General features: G+C 67.9%; 18 protein-coding genes. 14 read left to right on the forward strand and 4 right to left on the reverse strand.

Features of this window, described 5'->3' with window-relative positions; all coding sequences use genetic code 11:
- Nucleotides 1-23: 23 nt before the first annotated feature.
- On the reverse strand, nucleotides 24-1,037 hold the full coding sequence (locus ACJ8AT_RS07465; RefSeq protein WP_407736932.1) for a sensor histidine kinase: 1,014 nt from the start codon (nucleotides 1,035-1,037) through the stop codon (nucleotides 24-26).
- Between the two features lie 197 nt (nucleotides 1,038-1,234).
- On the opposite strand from ACJ8AT_RS07465, the gene ACJ8AT_RS07470 reads away from it, so the two are divergent.
- The 11 genes from ACJ8AT_RS07470 to ACJ8AT_RS07520 all read left to right on the forward strand — a co-directional run bounded on the left by ACJ8AT_RS07470 (nucleotide 1,235) and on the right by ACJ8AT_RS07520 (nucleotide 9,714).
- Nucleotides 1,235-1,642 carry a response regulator gene (locus tag ACJ8AT_RS07470; RefSeq protein WP_407736967.1) on the forward strand — a complete coding sequence of 136 codons (408 nt, stop codon included), beginning with the start codon at nucleotides 1,235-1,237 and terminating at the stop codon, nucleotides 1,640-1,642.
- Nucleotides 1,643-1,708: 66 nt separating this feature from the next.
- Complete coding sequence (locus tag ACJ8AT_RS07475; protein WP_407736933.1) at nucleotides 1,709-2,035, forward strand: SCP2 sterol-binding domain-containing protein; 327 nt, start codon at nucleotides 1,709-1,711, stop codon at nucleotides 2,033-2,035.
- Between the two features lie 98 nt (nucleotides 2,036-2,133).
- A complete protein-coding gene (locus ACJ8AT_RS07480) occupies nucleotides 2,134-3,306 on the forward strand; it encodes a CaiB/BaiF CoA transferase family protein (RefSeq protein WP_407736934.1) in 1,173 nt (390 codons plus the stop codon).
- A gap of 146 nt (nucleotides 3,307-3,452) precedes the next feature.
- Entirely contained in the window at nucleotides 3,453-3,743 is a 291-nt protein-coding gene (locus ACJ8AT_RS07485; RefSeq protein WP_407736935.1) for a hypothetical protein, read from the forward strand.
- Nucleotides 3,740-4,744, forward strand: coding sequence for a ferritin-like domain-containing protein (locus ACJ8AT_RS07490; protein ID WP_407736936.1), 1,005 nt, complete (start codon nucleotides 3,740-3,742; stop codon nucleotides 4,742-4,744). Before ACJ8AT_RS07485 ends, ACJ8AT_RS07490 begins: the two co-directional genes overlap by 4 nt.
- Nucleotides 4,745-4,894: 150 nt before the next feature.
- Nucleotides 4,895-5,182, forward strand: coding sequence for a hypothetical protein (locus ACJ8AT_RS07495; RefSeq protein WP_407736937.1), 288 nt, complete (start codon nucleotides 4,895-4,897; stop codon nucleotides 5,180-5,182).
- The gene (locus ACJ8AT_RS07500; protein WP_407736938.1) at nucleotides 5,179-6,174 is read left to right on the forward strand and encodes a ferritin-like domain-containing protein; all 996 of its coding nucleotides are present in this window, start codon (nucleotides 5,179-5,181) and stop codon (nucleotides 6,172-6,174) included. Before ACJ8AT_RS07495 ends, ACJ8AT_RS07500 begins: the two co-directional genes overlap by 4 nt.
- Nucleotides 6,168-6,539: a holo-ACP synthase gene (locus tag ACJ8AT_RS07505; protein WP_407736939.1), complete on the forward strand. Its 372-nt coding sequence runs from the start codon at nucleotides 6,168-6,170 to the stop codon at nucleotides 6,537-6,539. The genes ACJ8AT_RS07500 and ACJ8AT_RS07505 overlap by 7 nt, the downstream gene beginning before the upstream one ends.
- A gap of 27 nt (nucleotides 6,540-6,566) precedes the next feature.
- Nucleotides 6,567-6,995, forward strand: coding sequence for an acyl-CoA thioesterase (locus tag ACJ8AT_RS07510; RefSeq protein WP_407736940.1), 429 nt, complete (start codon nucleotides 6,567-6,569; stop codon nucleotides 6,993-6,995).
- A gap of 14 nt (nucleotides 6,996-7,009) precedes the next feature.
- A complete protein-coding gene (locus ACJ8AT_RS07515; RefSeq protein ID WP_407736941.1) occupies nucleotides 7,010-7,966 on the forward strand; it encodes an alpha/beta fold hydrolase in 957 nt (318 codons plus the stop codon).
- Nucleotides 7,963-9,714, forward strand: coding sequence for an AMP-binding protein (locus ACJ8AT_RS07520; protein ID WP_407736942.1), 1,752 nt, complete (start codon nucleotides 7,963-7,965; stop codon nucleotides 9,712-9,714). Before ACJ8AT_RS07515 ends, ACJ8AT_RS07520 begins: the two co-directional genes overlap by 4 nt.
- 24 nt (nucleotides 9,715-9,738) lie before the next feature.
- Here the strand turns inward: ACJ8AT_RS07520 and ACJ8AT_RS07525 are convergent, their stop codons facing one another.
- Nucleotides 9,739-10,818, reverse strand: a complete 1,080-nt coding sequence (locus ACJ8AT_RS07525; RefSeq protein ID WP_407736943.1) for a hypothetical protein — start codon at nucleotides 10,816-10,818, stop codon at nucleotides 9,739-9,741.
- A 79-nt stretch (nucleotides 10,819-10,897) separates the two neighbouring features.
- Between ACJ8AT_RS07525 and ACJ8AT_RS07530 the strand changes: the two genes are divergently transcribed.
- Complete coding sequence (locus tag ACJ8AT_RS07530) at nucleotides 10,898-12,037, forward strand: acyl-CoA dehydrogenase family protein (protein WP_407736944.1); 1,140 nt, start codon at nucleotides 10,898-10,900, stop codon at nucleotides 12,035-12,037.
- Between the two features lie 230 nt (nucleotides 12,038-12,267).
- Nucleotides 12,268-13,689, forward strand: a complete 1,422-nt coding sequence (locus ACJ8AT_RS07535) for a CCXG family PEP-CTERM protein (protein WP_407736945.1) — start codon at nucleotides 12,268-12,270, stop codon at nucleotides 13,687-13,689.
- 138 nt (nucleotides 13,690-13,827) lie between these two features.
- On the opposite strand, the gene ACJ8AT_RS07540 is transcribed toward ACJ8AT_RS07535, so the two are convergent.
- On the reverse strand, nucleotides 13,828-14,115 hold the full coding sequence (locus ACJ8AT_RS07540; protein WP_407736946.1) for a hypothetical protein: 288 nt from the start codon (nucleotides 14,113-14,115) through the stop codon (nucleotides 13,828-13,830).
- Nucleotides 14,116-14,179: 64 nt separating this feature from the next.
- Entirely contained in the window at nucleotides 14,180-14,602 is a 423-nt protein-coding gene (locus tag ACJ8AT_RS07545; RefSeq protein ID WP_407736947.1) for a hypothetical protein, read from the reverse strand.
- A 76-nt stretch (nucleotides 14,603-14,678) separates the two neighbouring features.
- On the opposite strand from ACJ8AT_RS07545, the gene ACJ8AT_RS07550 reads away from it, so the two are divergent.
- Entirely contained in the window at nucleotides 14,679-15,308 is a 630-nt protein-coding gene (locus ACJ8AT_RS07550; RefSeq protein WP_407736948.1) for an SAM-dependent methyltransferase, read from the forward strand.
- Nucleotides 15,309-15,341: the final 33 nt, after the last annotated feature.

Here is a 15,341-nt window from a genome sequence, read left to right on the forward strand (position 1 = left end):
CTCGCCAGTGAGTTAGAGGCCTCTCAGGGTTGAGCGGCTGCTGGAGGAGCGAGTTCTTGGGAAGCTCTCATCGGCAGCGTCAGGAAGAGGGTGGTTCCCCCGGTATCCGTCTCCACGCCGACACTTCCCCCGTGCACCTCCACCTCCTGGCGGGCGAGGTGGAGGCGCAGCGGGTCCTCCAACTTCTTCTCCCGGAAGGCGCGCTCCTGGTGCCGGAACACCAGCGCGGTGTCCTCCTCGGACAGGGGCTGGCCCTCGCGCCGCACCTCGATGCGGACCCCCGAGGCCTCCGGCACGCCGCGCACGTGGATGTACTCGCCCGGCTGCGCCCGGAGCAGGTGGTGCTGCACGAAGGCCTCCACCGCGTGCTGGATGCGGCCCGCGTCCATGTCCACCAGCGGCAGCGGCGCGTGCCCATCCAGCAGCAGCCCCACGCTCGCCGCCTTCGCCGCCACCTGGAAGCGCTCCACGGCGGCGGCGAGCAGGGGCTCGAGCGGTTGCCGCTCGCGCTCGAAGGCGAGCGAGCCCAGCTCCGCGCGGCTGGAGTCGAAGAAGTCCTGCGAGAAGGAGAGCGCCCGGTCCGCGTTGCGCAGGATGGTCTCCAGGCCGCGCTGGGCCTTGGGCTCCAGGGGAATCCGGCCGCTGAGCAGCATGGCCGCATAGGAGCGGATGTTGGCCAGCGCCCCCCTCAAGTCATGCGAGGCCAGCCCCAGGTAGCGCACGCGGTGCCGGGTGGCCTCCTCGGCCTCCTCCCCCAGCGCCCAGGTCCAGAGCAGCCGCGCGCCGTCCTCCAGCAGCGTCTCCCGGGCGCGCACCGCCGTGCCGTGGCGCTCCCAGAGTTCGTCCGTGCCGGGCCGGGGGTGGAAGCCGGCCGCTTCGAGCAGATCGCTCACGGACTCGACGAAGGGGGGGAGCGCCTCCAGGCCCAGGTGCTCGAGCAGCCGCGAGCCGAGCAGCCGAGGAGGCCCCTGCCGTGGTAGGAGGGCGAGCCCAGGGGCTTTCGTGGTATCGCCTGCTTCTTGCTCCCCCTGGCCCATCTCGCCTCCCTCTGACACGACAGATCAGGGGAAAGGGTGGGGAGTGACTGTCGGTTTTGCAACGGGCACCTGTCCGCGCCGAGGCCTCCCCACTTTCTTGCGCCCCAGGTGGCCGAAATTGATGGAGAATCCCCACTGCATTCTCGGGAGAAGACTCTCTGGCTCCGCCCAACACACAGCAGACTGGTTCGACCGTCATCCTGGTCGTCGACGATGACCCGGACATCTTGGAGGCCCTCTCGGAGATCCTCGAGGCTGAAGGCTTCGAGATCCGTCGCGCTCGCAACGGCAAGGAGGCGCTGGAGCGGCTGGAGCCGGATCCGCCGCGGCTGATCCTGCTGGATCTGATGATGCCGGTGATGGACGGCTGGGAGTTCGCTCAGCGCATGCGGCAGAAGCCACCGGCCATCTCCAGCATCCCCGTCATCGTCCTGAGCGCCGATCGCAACGTGGGCAGCAAGGCGCTGGACATCGGCGCGGTGGGGCACCTGGCCAAGCCCTTCGAGCTCAATGATCTGCTCGAGCTGGTGCGCCGCGCGCTCAAGGGTCCGGGCTCGGGTTCTCCTGCGACGGCCCAGGCCACCAAGGAGCCTTCGCGGGCTTGACCTGCCTGGGGGCGGCCACTACGGTCCGCCCCCGTCGTTGATTCATAAATCAAACCTGGAGGGATCATGACGGCGAAGGACATCCTGGAGACGGAGATTCCCGGCGTGCTCAAGCAGAAGCCGGAGCTGGCCAAGGAGATCAACGCGATCATCCACTTCGACATCACCGGCGACAACGGGGGCAAGTGGACGCTGGATCTGACCAAGGGCTCGGAGTGGGTCACCTCGGGCGCCACCGGCACGCCGAAGATGACCATCACGGTGAGCAACGACGACTTCGTGAAGATCCGTGAGAAGAAGCTCAACGCGCAGATGGCCGCCATGCAGGGCAAGCTCAAGTTCAAGCCCATGGACATGGGCCTGGCGATGAAGCTGGCCAAGCTGCTCAGCTAGCCGTCTGTGCTGCTCGTGGCGCCCCCGGCGGGCGCCTCCCACCGCGGCGCGACCTCCCACCGGGGGCCGCGCCGCTGTCGTCTGGAGCCTCTGCCCCCATGAACACGCTGCCGCTTGCCGGGCTCAAGGTGCTGGATCTCTCCCGCCTGTTGCCCGGCCCGTACGCCACGCTCGTCCTCGCGGACCTGGGCGCCACCGTGGACAAGGTGGAGGAGCCCGACGGCGGCGACTACATCCGCCAGATGCCGCCCTTGCGCCAGGACGAGAGCGCGCTCTTCCTCGGGCTCAACCGCAACAAGCGCTCGCTCACGCTCAACCTCAAGACGCCCGAGGGCCGTGATGCCCTCAAGCGCCTGGTGCGCGGCTACGACGTGCTGCTGGAGAGCTTCCGGCCCGGCGTCATGGACAAGCTGGGGCTGGGCGAGGCGGCCCTGCGCGCGGAGAACCCGCGCCTCATCTACTGCGCCATCTCCGGCTACGGGCAGACAGGGCCGGACCGGCTCAAGGCCGGCCATGACATCAACTACGTGGCGCGCGCCGGGGTGCTCGGGTACGGCGGGGCCGCGGGCGGGGCCCCGGCCTTTCCGGGCGTGCAGATCGGCGACATTGGCGGCGGCAGCCTCTTCGCGCTGGTGGGCCTCCTCGCGGCGCTGCACGAGCGCGAGCGCACCGGCCAGGGCCGCTTCGTGGACGTGTCCATGACGGAGGGCTCCATGGCCTTCCTCCACATGCACCTGGCCGCGCGGCTGGCCATGGGCGAACACGGGCAGCCGCTCCAGCGCGGACGCGAGGCGCTCAACGGCGGCTACGCCTGCTACGGCCTCTACCGGACGAAGGACGACCGGTGGCTGTCCGTGGGCTCGCTGGAGCCCAAGTTCTTCTCCGGCCTGTGCGAGCGCCTGGGCCGCATGGACTTGCTCGAGGCGGGGTACGACTTGAGCGGCGGGGCGGAGCGGGTGAAGGCCGAGCTGGCCCGCCTGTTCGCCGAGCAACCCCTGTCCCATTGGCAGCAGGTGCTGGCGGGATCGGATCTGTGCATCGAGCCCGTCCTGGAGGGAGACGAGGTGCTCGCCGATCCACAGCACCGCGCCCGAGGCCTCTTCGTGGAGGCGGAGGATGGGCAGCGAGGACGCAAGGTGACACACCTGCTCACCCCGCTGCGCATGGGCCCGACGCCGCTGCGGCCCCCTCCGGCGCTCGGGCAGCACTCCCGGGAGATCCTATCCGAGGCGGGCTTCTCAACAGAGGACATGGAGCGCCTGGGGTTCTAGTGCCCCTGGGGATGGGGGGGTCATTTCCTCCATAACTCCAAGGGGAGGACTTGTCGGTATTGACCCAAGAGGTGGGACTCTTCTTGGATTTCCCTGAAAAGTAGCGGAAACTACAGTGATGTAGTGGGCGCAGCCGGAGGAGTTCCATGGCCGAGATCGAGGATCTGAAAGACTTCGTTTGCCGGAAATTCTCCGAGAACGTGGGTTTGCGGCCTGAAGATCTGTTTGGGCAGGACTTGTCCCTGGCGGAGGTGATCGCCCGCTCCGAGCGGATCCACAACAGCGTGGATCTGATGGAGGCCTTCGCCAAGTCCTCCAACGCGCTTCGCAAGCAGTACGGCGTCCGGGTGCGGCTGCCGGCGCTCTCGCTGGACACGTCCATCTCCCGCGTCGTCGAGCTGTTCGTCCAGGAGTGCCAGCAAGGGAGGGCGGCATGATCGAGCCCGCGTTGCGTGAGGGCGTGCCCTCGTCCGCCTCCTTCGCCGAAGGCTCGCTCTTCGAGGCCGCTGGGCTCGCGGAGAGCGACACCGGCCCGGCGCCGCGGCACCGGCCCACGGTGGTGAGGGATCTCTACCGGGCCTTCAAGGAGGAGGGCCGCACGCTGGTGGACATCACCTGGGAGCAGCACCGCTTCCACGAGTTCCGGCGCTGGAGCGCCGCGCAGCTGCTGGAGTCCGTGCACCTGGAGCAGCTCAGCCCCCTGGATCGCTCCGTGGTGTGGAGCGCGGGGCGGGCGGAGATGACCGCCAAGCCGAGCGCGGACCGCATGTCCCGCCTGGCCGACGTGGAGTGCCGGCGCTTCCTGGACAAGGATCCGGCGCTGGCCTCCGTCATCCAGTCGCTCGGCACCTGGAGCCGCTACTGGAACGAGGAGGAGTCCCACCACGAGATGGGCTTCACCTGGCTGTCGCGGATGCTGGGCTTCGCGCCGCTCAGTGATGCGGCCGTCATCGACTACCGGAAGATCTTCCCGGATGATGATCTGCTGCGGACGGTGACGATGCTGTCGTTCTCCGAGGGCATCGCCGCGGTCAACTATGGACAGTATGCGCGGCGCGTCGCGGATCCCGGCCTCAAGGCGCTGCTCAAGCACGTGGGGGCGGACGAGGTGCAGCACATGCAGTACTTCATCGCCTTCGCCAAGGCGCTGGTGGACAGCGGGGCCTACCTGGCCAAGGAGTCCTTCGCCGTGGCGCACTTCTTCCTGCGCGAGGGGGGCGAGCTCTACGGCAGCGCGCGAGGCCACGTGGAGTACCGGCCCACGCACACCAACTGGTGGGATCACCTGGAGGACGGGGCCGGCCTGGCCGCGGCGGCGCCCGAGGCGCTCGAGCGCAAGCGGGCGCTCATCCTCCACGCGCTCAAGCGCATTACTGGCATCTCCTGCGTCTCTCCAGAGCAGGTGGAGGACACGTGGATGGATCTGGTGGGGGAGTGAAGGATCGAAGCAGGCCACGCCTGTTCGGGGGCCAAGGGAGCAAGCCGCTCATCCGTCACAAAGAGGATCTGCTGTTGTCAGTGAGGGATGAGGGCCGCGTGGCGCACGCCCGATTTCTGCGCCAGGGGGCGCGAAGGACCCGAGGGGCCAATGTCCAATGAGCTGAGTGCGTATATCCAGAGGAAGTTCTGCGAGAACGTAGGGTTGCCCGAGGAGGAGGTCTTCGTTCCAGACCTGACCCTGGCGGCGATCATCGCTCGCTCCGAGAAGATGACCAACAGCGTGGACCTGATGGAGGCCTTCGCGCGCATCGCCAATGCCCTGCGCAGGGACCATGGCATCCGCATCCGCCTGCCAGCGCTCGCGCTGGACACGCCGATCTCCAAGGTCCTCGAGGTGTTCCTCCAGGAGGTGGAGCGCCAGGGGAGGGCGGCATGAGCACCCCGAACAAGATCCTCCAGGGCGCCGTCCCCCCGCTGGCCGTCCCAGGCCCGCGGGTGGAGCGGCCAGCGCTGGTGGAGGAGCCCGAGGTGCGAGAGGCCGGCAAGCCGGTCATCGTCGCGGACCTCTACCGGGCCTTCACGCAGGAGGGGCGCACGCTGATCGACATCTCCTGGGAGCAGCAGCGGCTGCACGAGTCCCGGCGCTGGAGCGTCATGGAGATGCTGGCCGGGATCAACGTGGAGGCCGTGAGCCCGGCGGATCGGCTGCTGGTGTGGAACGCGGGGCGGGCGGAGCTGACCACCAAGCCCGGCGCGGACCGGCTCGCGCGGCTGTCGGACACCGAGTGCCGCAAGTGGCAGGGGAAGAACCCGGTCGTCGCCTCCATCATGCAGGCGTGCGGCACCTGGAGCCGCTACTGGAACGAGGAGGAGGCGCACCACGAGACCAGCTTCAACCGGCTGGCCACGCTCTTCGGCCAGGAGCGCGTCACCGATGAGACGTTCATCGAGTTCCGGAAGATCTTCCCGGATGACGACATGCTGCGCACGCTCACGCTGCTGGCCATCTCCGAGATCATCGCCGCGGTGAACTACGCCCACTGTGCGCGCGTCATCCCCGAGCCGGGCCTCAAGGAGCTCTTCAAGCAGGTGGGCGCGGACGAGATCCAGCACATGAACTACTTCGTCGCGTTCGCCAAGGCGCTGGTGGACAGCGGGGAGTACGCCCCCAAGGAGTCCTTCGCGGTGGCCCACCTCTTCCTGCGCGAGGGCGGAGAGGTGCACGGCAGCAAGCGCGGGCGGGTGGAGCAGCGCGAGACGCACGTCAACTGGTGGGATCAGCTCGAGTACCGCGAGGGCATGTACTCGCCGGACGCGCTCGACAAGAAGGAGACGCTGATCTTCAACGCGCTCAAGCGCATCACCGGCATCACCGTCTCCTCGGCCCAGGAGGTCGAGGACAAGTGGATGGAGCTGGTGGGGTGCTGATCGGGCTCGGCCACGATCTCCAGGCGCTCCACGAGTTGAAGGAGCTGGAGGGGCTGTGGGAGCCCGGCGTCTTCTTCACCGAGCAGGAGACGCTCCGCTTTCGTGGCAGCCCCTCGCCGGTGGAGAGCCTGGCGGCGGGGTTCTCGTGCAAGGAGGCGCTCTTCAAGGCCTTGCCCCCGGTGGATGGGTGGTTCTGGACCGACGCCGAGCTCCACCATGACGAGCGCCACGCGCCGCGCTTCCGCTTCCACGGGACGCTCCGGGAGCATATGGAGCGTCACGGTTGGGAGGCGCTGCTCTCCATCTCGCACAGCGGCGGCTTCGTCTCGACCGTCGTCATCGTCACGGCCGCGCCGCGCCCTTGAACGTCTCTCTTGTGGGAGTGTCCTGCCTTGCCCTTCGAAGAATCGAATCTCACGCTTCGGGTACGGCCCAATGATCTGGACAGCCTGGGCCATGTGAACAACGCCACGGCCCTGGAGTACCTGGAGGCGGGCCGCTGGGCGTGGATGGAGCAGAACTCGCTGCGCAAGTCGGCGGACGTCATCGCCGTCACCCTGCGCGTCGAGGTGGACTACCGCAAGGAGATCGCCTTTCAAGAGGTGGTGGTCCGCACGCGCCTGGAGGAGCCGCTGGCGGAGGAGCTGGAGGAAGAGGAGGCGATGCACTACCGGGTGCGCTTCCACCAGCAGGTGCTCGTGGACTCGGGGCAGACCGTCGCGGTGGACGCCAAGGTGCAGGCGGCCTTCATCCACGCGAAGGATCGCTCCCTGCGCACGGTCCAGGACTTCCTCGCCAGTGCTCGCCGGTCCGCTTCCTGAGGAGAGCTTTCGCCATGTCCCAGTCCATGCCTGTCAGCCCCGCATCTTCCTCCTCCAGCGCCGAGCCCTCCCCGCTCCTGGTCCGCGAGGAGTGGTGGGTCCCTACCAGCGGAGGGCACCAGCTCCACGTGACGCAGGTCCGCTCCCAGGCCGCCAGCGCGAACGGGCCGGGGATCCTGTGCCTGCACGGGCTGTTCTCCGATGGGCGCTTCTTCCTGGGCTCGAATGGCGAGGGGCCGGCGCGCTACTTCATCGATCAGGGCTGCACGGTGTACCTGGCGGAGCTGCGCGGCCATGGGGCCAGCCGGTGGCCCGAGCAGCGGGCGTGGGACTGGAGCTTCGACACGTACGCCCAGCACGACATCCCGGATCTGGTGCGCGGCGTGCGGGCCCGGCACACCGGGCCACTGTTCCTCCTGGCGCACAGCATGGCGGGCTACGCGGCGCTCGCCGGGCTGGGGATCCACTCCGACGCCCAGCGGATGCTGAGCGGGGTGTGCATGCTGTCCTCGGCCGTGAATGACTACAGCGATGGCGGGCTGAAGAAGGCGGTGATGGTCCGCTTCTCCAGCCTGGTGGCGGGGCTGCTCGGGCGCTTCCCCGCCAAGGCGCTCAAGCAGGGCCCGGCGGACGAGCCCGCCGCGCTCATGCGCCAGTTCGCCGAGTGGGCCGCCTCGGGAGCGTTTCGCAGCGTCGATGGCGCCACGGACTACTGGCAGGTTTTGGATCAGGTGAAGATTCCCGTGTTCTCCGGGGTGGGGGAGGCGGACGTGTTCCATGCCTCTCCGCGCCGCGCCGAGAAGCTCATGGGGAAGCTAGGCAGCGCGGACAAGACCTTCATCATCTGCGGGCGCTCGCATGGCTTCGCGAGCGACTTCGGCCACTTCGACATCCTTCGCGGGAGCCGCGCCCAGAAAGAGGTCCTCCCGCGAGTCCATGAGTGGATGCGCGCCCACGCGGTGGAGGCGTGAGCCAGAGAGGAGCGGCGACGATGCTCGACATCATCCAGAAGCTGGGAGAGATGGAAGCTCGGCGGGGCCTGCACTTGTGCGAGGACTTCATCAGCCCGCCCACGCTCGTGCCCTATGCGGAGTTTCCAGCCCGGGTGACCGCGTGCGCGGAGCACTTCCGGGCCCAGGGCATCCAGCGGGGCGAGCACTTCCTGTTGCCGTTTGAGACCTCCGAGGCGGTGTTCTTCTCCTTCTTCGGGTTGATGGAGGTGGGGGCGATCCCGCTCTCGGTGAAGCCGTACATCCTCAGCACGCCCAAGCAGGGCTACCGCGAGTTCCTGGGGCGGATCGCCGAGCGGTACGGGGTGCAGCGGATCCTCGACGCGCCGAGCCTGAGCGGCCTGGAGCTGCCGCTGCGTCGCGTGCCGCTGCCGCCCGCGGGGGCGAAGGTGGCGGGCGCGCGGCTGCGAGAGGTGGATCCGGAGGAGCTGGCCTTCGTGCAGTTCTCGTCCGGATCGACGTCGTTCCCCAAGGGAGTGCCCATCACCCAGCGGAACCTGCTCGCCAACGTGCGGATGATCATCCAGAACGACGCGCGGACGGAGGAGGATCGCGGGGTGAGTTGGCTGCCGCTCTACCACGACATGGGGCTGATCGGCCTGCTGACCTGCGTGTGCGCGGGCATCGATGTCTACCTCACCCAGCCCGCCAGCTTTCTCCTGGACCCGCTGGGCTGGCTGGAGTGCATGTCCGAGCGCCGCGCCACCCTGGCTGTCATCCCCAACTTCGCGATCGACTACACGCTGAAGACGTTGCGCGAGCTGGAGCCCAAGGATCTCGAGCGGCTGGATCTGTCCGCGCTGCGCAATGTCTACCTGGGCAGCGAGCCCATCAACATCCCGAACCTGGACCAGTTCACCGACCTTCTCAAGCCGCGAGGGCTGAGGCGCGAGGCGATCAAGCCCTGCTATGGCATGGCCGAGGCGGTGCTGATGGTCGCCTGCGTGGGCCGTGACGAGGGCTGGCGGGTGGCCACCGCGCCCAACGGCCAGCCGGCGATCTCGGTCGGGAGGCTGCTGAGCGAGTTCGAGGTGCGGCTGCGCACCGAGGATGGCCGCGTCTGCGGCGACCGGGAGCTGGGCGAGATCGAGCTCAAGGGTGGCAGCCTCGCGGCCTCGTACTACGTGGACGAGCGCCCGCTGCGGAACGAGGACGGCTATTACGCCACCGGAGATCTGGGCTTCCTCCAGGACGGGGAGCTGTTCATCACCGGCCGCATCAGCGATCGGATCAAGATCAACGGGCAGAGCTACTTCTCCAGCGACTTCGAGCAGGCCATCGAGCGGCTCCCGTTCATCCGCGCGGGCAGGTCGGCGGTCATCCAGGCGGATGGGCGCGTGGTGGTGCTCGCCGAGGTCAGCCACCCGTCGGTGCTGGAGCGGCGCGCCCAGAGCCAGCGTCAGGTGAGCCAGAAGATCCTGGAGGCGATGGGCGTCTCGGTGATGCAGGAGGACGTGCTGTTCATCCGCTACGGCCAGCTCCTGAAGACGAGCAGCGGCAAGCTCCGGCGCCGCGAGCTCACCGAGGCGTATCAGCAGGGGCGGATCCGCGTCGCCACGCCGATGGAGCTGCGCGCGGACCTGTTGCGGATGCGCGCCCAGCGGCTCTTCTATGGATCGATCATGGCGGCTCGGAAGCACAGCGCCCAGTGGCTCCAGTCCGGGCGCGAGGTGCTCCGGTCGGTGGTCGGCGGCTCGAAGCGCGGCTGACTCTTCCGCAGCGGCCGCTGGGGTTTACTTCCACGCATCGAGCCCGTGGGCCGCGTGGCACGCATCGCCCACGAGGTCCAGGTAGAGCTGGGGCTGCTGCTGGGCGATCGTCTCGATGTCGCGGAAGGCTCCCGCCTCGTCGAGCCGGCGCACCGTGGCCTCCAGGAGCTGGTGCGCCCGAGTCACCGCCTGTTGCTGCCGGGGCGTGGGGCTCCAGCCGTTCTCCTGCCGGTACCTCCCGAGCGTCTCCAGGAAGTGGCCGTAGAACTTGAGCGACTGGGAGAGCAGCGCGAGCCGGTACTGTGGCGCGTCCGCGAGCGCGGTCTCGTACTGGCGCGCCTCCGAGCCCAGCCGGTAGATCAGCACGTCCACCTGCGTGTCCAGGCGCTCGCCCCAGGCCTTGCGTACGGCCGGGTGGCGGGCCCAGCTCGCCACGGCCTGGAAGAAGTGCAGGCCCCCGCACGGATGCGTGTAGATGCCCTGCTTCTGCTTGGGCACCTGCGGCAGTCCGGCCTTCATGCCGGCGGCCAGGCTCGTGTTCGCGCTCTCCAGGGTGGCGAGCGCCTCGTCCATCACCGCATCGAAGCGCACCGTCTCTCCCGCGCCGTTCCGGAAGGTCGCTCCGGGAGCGAGCACATGGCCCAGCGCATCCAGCGCCCAGGCCCCCTCCGGCGATTGGGCCAGCTCCGGCCGGAAGTCCCGCTGGAGATCCTCCACCATCGCGCCCAGCGTCACCGGCCCCCAAGCAGCTTGGAACTTCCGGCTCAGCGGAAAGCCCGCCAGCACCAGCGTCTTCACCTGGAGCGCGGGGTGCGGCTCCACGGGCGTGCCGTCTGGAGTGAAGGGCTCGAAGTACAGCCCCCGTCCCCCGGCCGCCTCGTCCCGGCGCAGGAAGTCCGAGACGATGACCTCCGCGGCCAGCCTTCCGTCACGGGCGCGGAAGCCTCGCCCTTCCAGCGTGAGGCCGTGCGCCAGCGCCCAGGGGTTGTGAGGATTGGCACCTTGCGTGCGGCACAGCGCTCGAAGCGGCTCGGCGGTGGAGGAGGAAACAGCCGGTGTGGCGGTGACAAGGCCGAGGAGCAGGAGGGACGCTGGCAGGAGCATGGTGGGGCAGGGCAGGGTGCTTGTTCACGCGCGAGTCGCCTGCTATTGACTGGCGAATCAATCTTCTCGAGGAGCGACCATGGTCAACCCCTTCACCGAAGAGCATGAGGCCTTTCGCAAGAGCGTGCGAGCCTGGGTCGAGAAGGAGCTGACGCCCCACGCGCTGGAGTGGGACCGGGCGGGCATCTTCCCGCGCGAGGTCTTCAAGAAGGCGGGCGAGCTCGGCTTCCTCGGCATCAACCACGATCCGAAGTACGGCGGCAGCGGCCTGGACTACTGGTTCGTCACCGCGTTCTGCGAGGAGCTCTCCCGCAGCCAGAATGCTGGCGTGAACATGGCCCTGCTCGTCCAGAGCCAGATGGCCACCCCGATCATCAACGAGATCGGCACGGATGAGCAGAAGCGCGAGTTCCTCGAGCCCGCGCTCAAGGGCGAGAAGATCGCCGCCCTGGGCGTGAGCGAGCCCGGCGCCGGCTCGGACGTGGCCAACATGAAGACCACGGCGCGCATCGACGGCGATGACTACGTCATCAACGGCTCGAAGATGTGGATCACCAACGGCACCCGCGCGGACTTCATCACGCTCGGGGTGCGCACGGGCGAGGCCGGCTACGGCGGCATCTCCCTGGTGACGTTCCCCACGGACGTGAAGGGCTTCTCGGTGTCGAAGAAGCTCGACAAGGTGGGCAACCTCGCCTCGGACACGGCCATCCTCTTCTTCGAGGACTGCCGGATTCCGCGCCGCTACGTGCTGGGCGCGGAGAACGAGGGCTTCTACAGCATCATGACCAACTTCCAGGGCGAGCGCCTGGTGGGAGCGCTCACCGCGGTGGCGGGCATGGAGCGCATGGTCGAGGACGCCATCCGTTACGGCAACGAGCGCGAGGCCTTCGGCAAGCCGCTGATGAAGTTCCAGGTGTGGCGCCACAAGTTCGTCGAGCACCTCACCGCCATCGAGGCGGCCAAGCGGCTGACGTACCACGCGGTGGCGCTGTTCGATCAGAAGGAGGATCCGGTGAAGGAGATCTCCATGGCGAAGCTGTTCGCCGGAGATCTGGCGCAGAAGGTGGCCTACGACTGCCAGCAATTCTTCGGCGGCATGGGCTACATCGAGGAGACGCCGGTGGCGCGAGCCTGGCGCGACATCCGCCTCATCACCATCGGCGGCGGCACCTCGGAGATCATGAAGGAGATCATCTCCAAGCTGTACGGCTTCTGAGCACGCACGCGGCTTGGAGAAGGGCTCTCCCCCTTGTCTATTGTTGTTTGTTGTTGATACGAGCAACAGCCCTGTAGTAAAGATTCGCATGCGCTGCTTCTGAGGGGGGAAGGCAGTGTTCGATGGCTCCGCAAATACTTTCCTCTTGGACGCGGCTCGCCACGAAGGCCGGCTGTTCAAACCTCCCCCTCGTCACGACTCACATCACCGCAGTCAGGAGAGGGGAAGCCATGAAGAGAGTCACGGGGACACCTGTTCCAGCAACTCGCACCGCCCACCCACGCATGCGTGTGCTCAGCCCGCGAATTGTCTGCGTCACCACTGTACTCGTCAGCCTCGCGGCGCTAGCGCAAGCCTCGACGATTGACTTCACGACCGCGTCGAGTTCGTACGTCTATCAGGGCACGGAGACTCGGGATACGCTTGTAACCCGTATCACCAACTCCTCGATCTACTGCAAGGAGGCGCTCAGCGCGGCGGTGCTCTTTGGCGGCGCGGCGACCCCTTGTGGTTCAGCTGGTAACTCCAACCACGGCTACTACCTCGACGTGCACTTTCGGGTGCCGGCGGCGAAGGCTGGTGCCTGGAGCTTCCGTCTCGGGCCCGACTTCGGCAATGGAGGGGCCATCTTCGTCGACGGCGTCAAGCTGGCAAGTGCCAACTACGATGTCTGGTGGGCCTACGACTGGAACTCGGGCGCCGTCATGTACGTCAACAACGTGGCGCTGGCCACGGGGGCCCATCGCGTGGAGGTGACTGGGTTCGAGAACTGCTGCGCAGGGGCGATGACGCTGCAGTACAGGGTCGGCAATGGCCCCTGGATGGATGTGAGCATCGACAGCCTCACGCCACCGCCGGACGCGGACGGTGACGGTGTGCCGGATGTCAACGACAATTGCCCCGCGGTTGCCAACCCGGACCAGGCGAATGCCGACGGCGATGCACTGGGTGACGCTTGTGATGCCTGCCCGGCCGATGCCAACAACGACGCCGACGCGGATGGGATCTGCGGCAACGGGGACAACTGCCCCGCCCAGGCGAACCCAGGCCAGGAGGATGAGGATGGAGACGGAAGGGGCGATGCGTGTGACGCCGTCTGCACTGATCCGGGGTCGCTGACGCTGGTGCTCCACGGCAACAGCGAGATGACGCTGGAATGTGGCTTGAGCACCTGGACGGATCCCGGCGCCGAGGCGTGGGACGTGGGATGCGTCCCCGTGACAGTGCACAAGTACAACTCCGGGGATGATGATGGGGACGGAGTGCCGGGCGCTCAGGATCCGGATGACTACGGGCCAGGCCCTGCTACGAACGCCGAGGGCACTTACTCGGTGCAGTACATCGCTTGGAACGCGACGGGGACGACCGTGAGCGCCATCCGCTCGGTGACGGTCAATGATTCCACCCCGCCGACGCTTAAGCTCAAGGGCTCCGTGCTGATGACCCACATGTGCGGCAGCCAGTGGGTGGATCCGGGCGTCGAGGCGGTGGACGCGTGCTACGGAGACATATCGCCCACAGTGCGAGTGACGGGCTACGTGAACGGGTGGGTTGCAGGCACGTACTCGTTGCTCTACGAGGTAACGGATAGCGGTGGGAACAGCGCTCCGCCCGTGACGCGCACCGTGAACGTGGTCAACTGCCCCTGGTAGGCGTCGGGCCGTTCTGTCTCCAGGCCTTCGCGAGGGAACTCTTTGGGCACCCTCGCGGAGGCAGAGGACAGCGCCTGAGTCCGAAAACTGGGGCTGGAAACAGTTGAGCTTCCAGCAGCTTCCGGCCTCGGTTGGCGCTCACTTCTTGCGGAACAGGGCCTCCGCCGCGGAGAGCATCTGATCCTTGCTCTCCTTCGCGTGCAGGCCGCCCTCGCCGATCTGGAACAGCTCGCAGAAGTTCGCCGAGTCCTTGTCACTCGGCACCTCGGCGAAGGGCTCCTTGCACTCCTTGGCCACGGTGGGATCGAAGTGCCGGCAGTTGCGGCACGAGCGCAGCTCCTCGCCGCAGTGCGGACACGTGTCGCGCCGTCCCACCTGGTTCCCGACGATCTCGAGCCGCTTTCCGCAGTGCGCGCAGCCGGTCATGGCTCCTCCCCTGTGAGGGCGCCATCTTGCCAGGGCCCGGCGGTGAGGAGCGAGCGGCGAGCGCTCAGCGGTGCGGCGTGGCCACGAGCGGCGACGCGGACTCCGAGGAGGCGGGCGCCGAGGCCGCGAGCAGCTCGGGCGGCGCCTCGGTGGCCGCATCGTCCAGCTGCGAGTCCAGCCGCTTCAACAGGTAGAGCATGTACGCCACCAGCGCGGCGAGCGCCCCCGCCATCAGCCCGAGCATCTGCCCGCGCTGCCACAGGCTGGCCCGCTCCAGCACCGCGCGACGCTCGGCGAAGGTCTTGAACTGCGCGTCCGCCACGGAGTTGTCCAGGCGCTCGGCGTACTCGATGGCCTGGGCGTTGCCGCGCTCCATCAGCCAGCGCGCCTCCGAGTCCAACGCCGCCTTGCGCGTGTAGCAGAACCCGGCACCGCCCATGCACAGCAGGGAGACGCAGACGGCTGCCACCACGCTACGGGAACCCATGGACCCTCCAATGCGCCCAACGCGCGGGCTATGCTACACCCGCAGCCGCCCTACACTTCCCCGAGGACAGTCCGGAATGGTAGGGACGCCCCCTGCCATGGGCAAGCCCTACCGTCCGAAAGACCACTACTTCCAGAAAGCCAAGCAAGAGGGGCTCCGGGCCCGCTCGGCCTTCAAGGTGGACGAGATCCTCAAGCGCTTCCCGGTGGTGAGGAAAGGTGGGACGGTGCTGGATCTGGGCGCGGCGCCCGGGGGCTTTCTGCAGATCCTCGCGGACAGCGTGGGGCCGAGCGGGCGGGTGATTGGGGTGGACATCGTCGCCATCCGGCCGTTCACGCAGAAGCACGTGACGACGGCGGTGCTGGACGTGCTGGCGGAGGACTTCGACGCGAAGCTGCTCGCGCTGTACGAGGGCCCGTTCGACGCGGTGATCTCGGACATGGCGCCGAAGACGAGCGGCATCAAGGCCACGGACGAGGCGCGCAGCCTGCGGCTCGCGGGCAAGGCGCTGGAGGTGGCGGTGGCGCGAGGCCGGCCGGGCTCGAACTTCGTGGCCAAGCTCTTCATGGGCGGAGACTTCGAGGAGTTCCGCGCGCAGCTGCGCTCGCACTACGAGGACGTGAAGGTGGTGCGCCCCGAGGCCACCCGGGGCGCGAGCATGGAGGTGTACCTGGTGGGGCTGCGCCTGAAGGCCGCCGCGCCCTGAGCGCCCGTCACCCCTGCTGGGTGGCGGTTCATG

The organism is Hyalangium sp., assembly GCF_045802625.1.
In the GTDB taxonomy this organism is placed as follows: Bacteria; Myxococcota; Myxococcia; order Myxococcales; family Myxococcaceae; genus Hyalangium.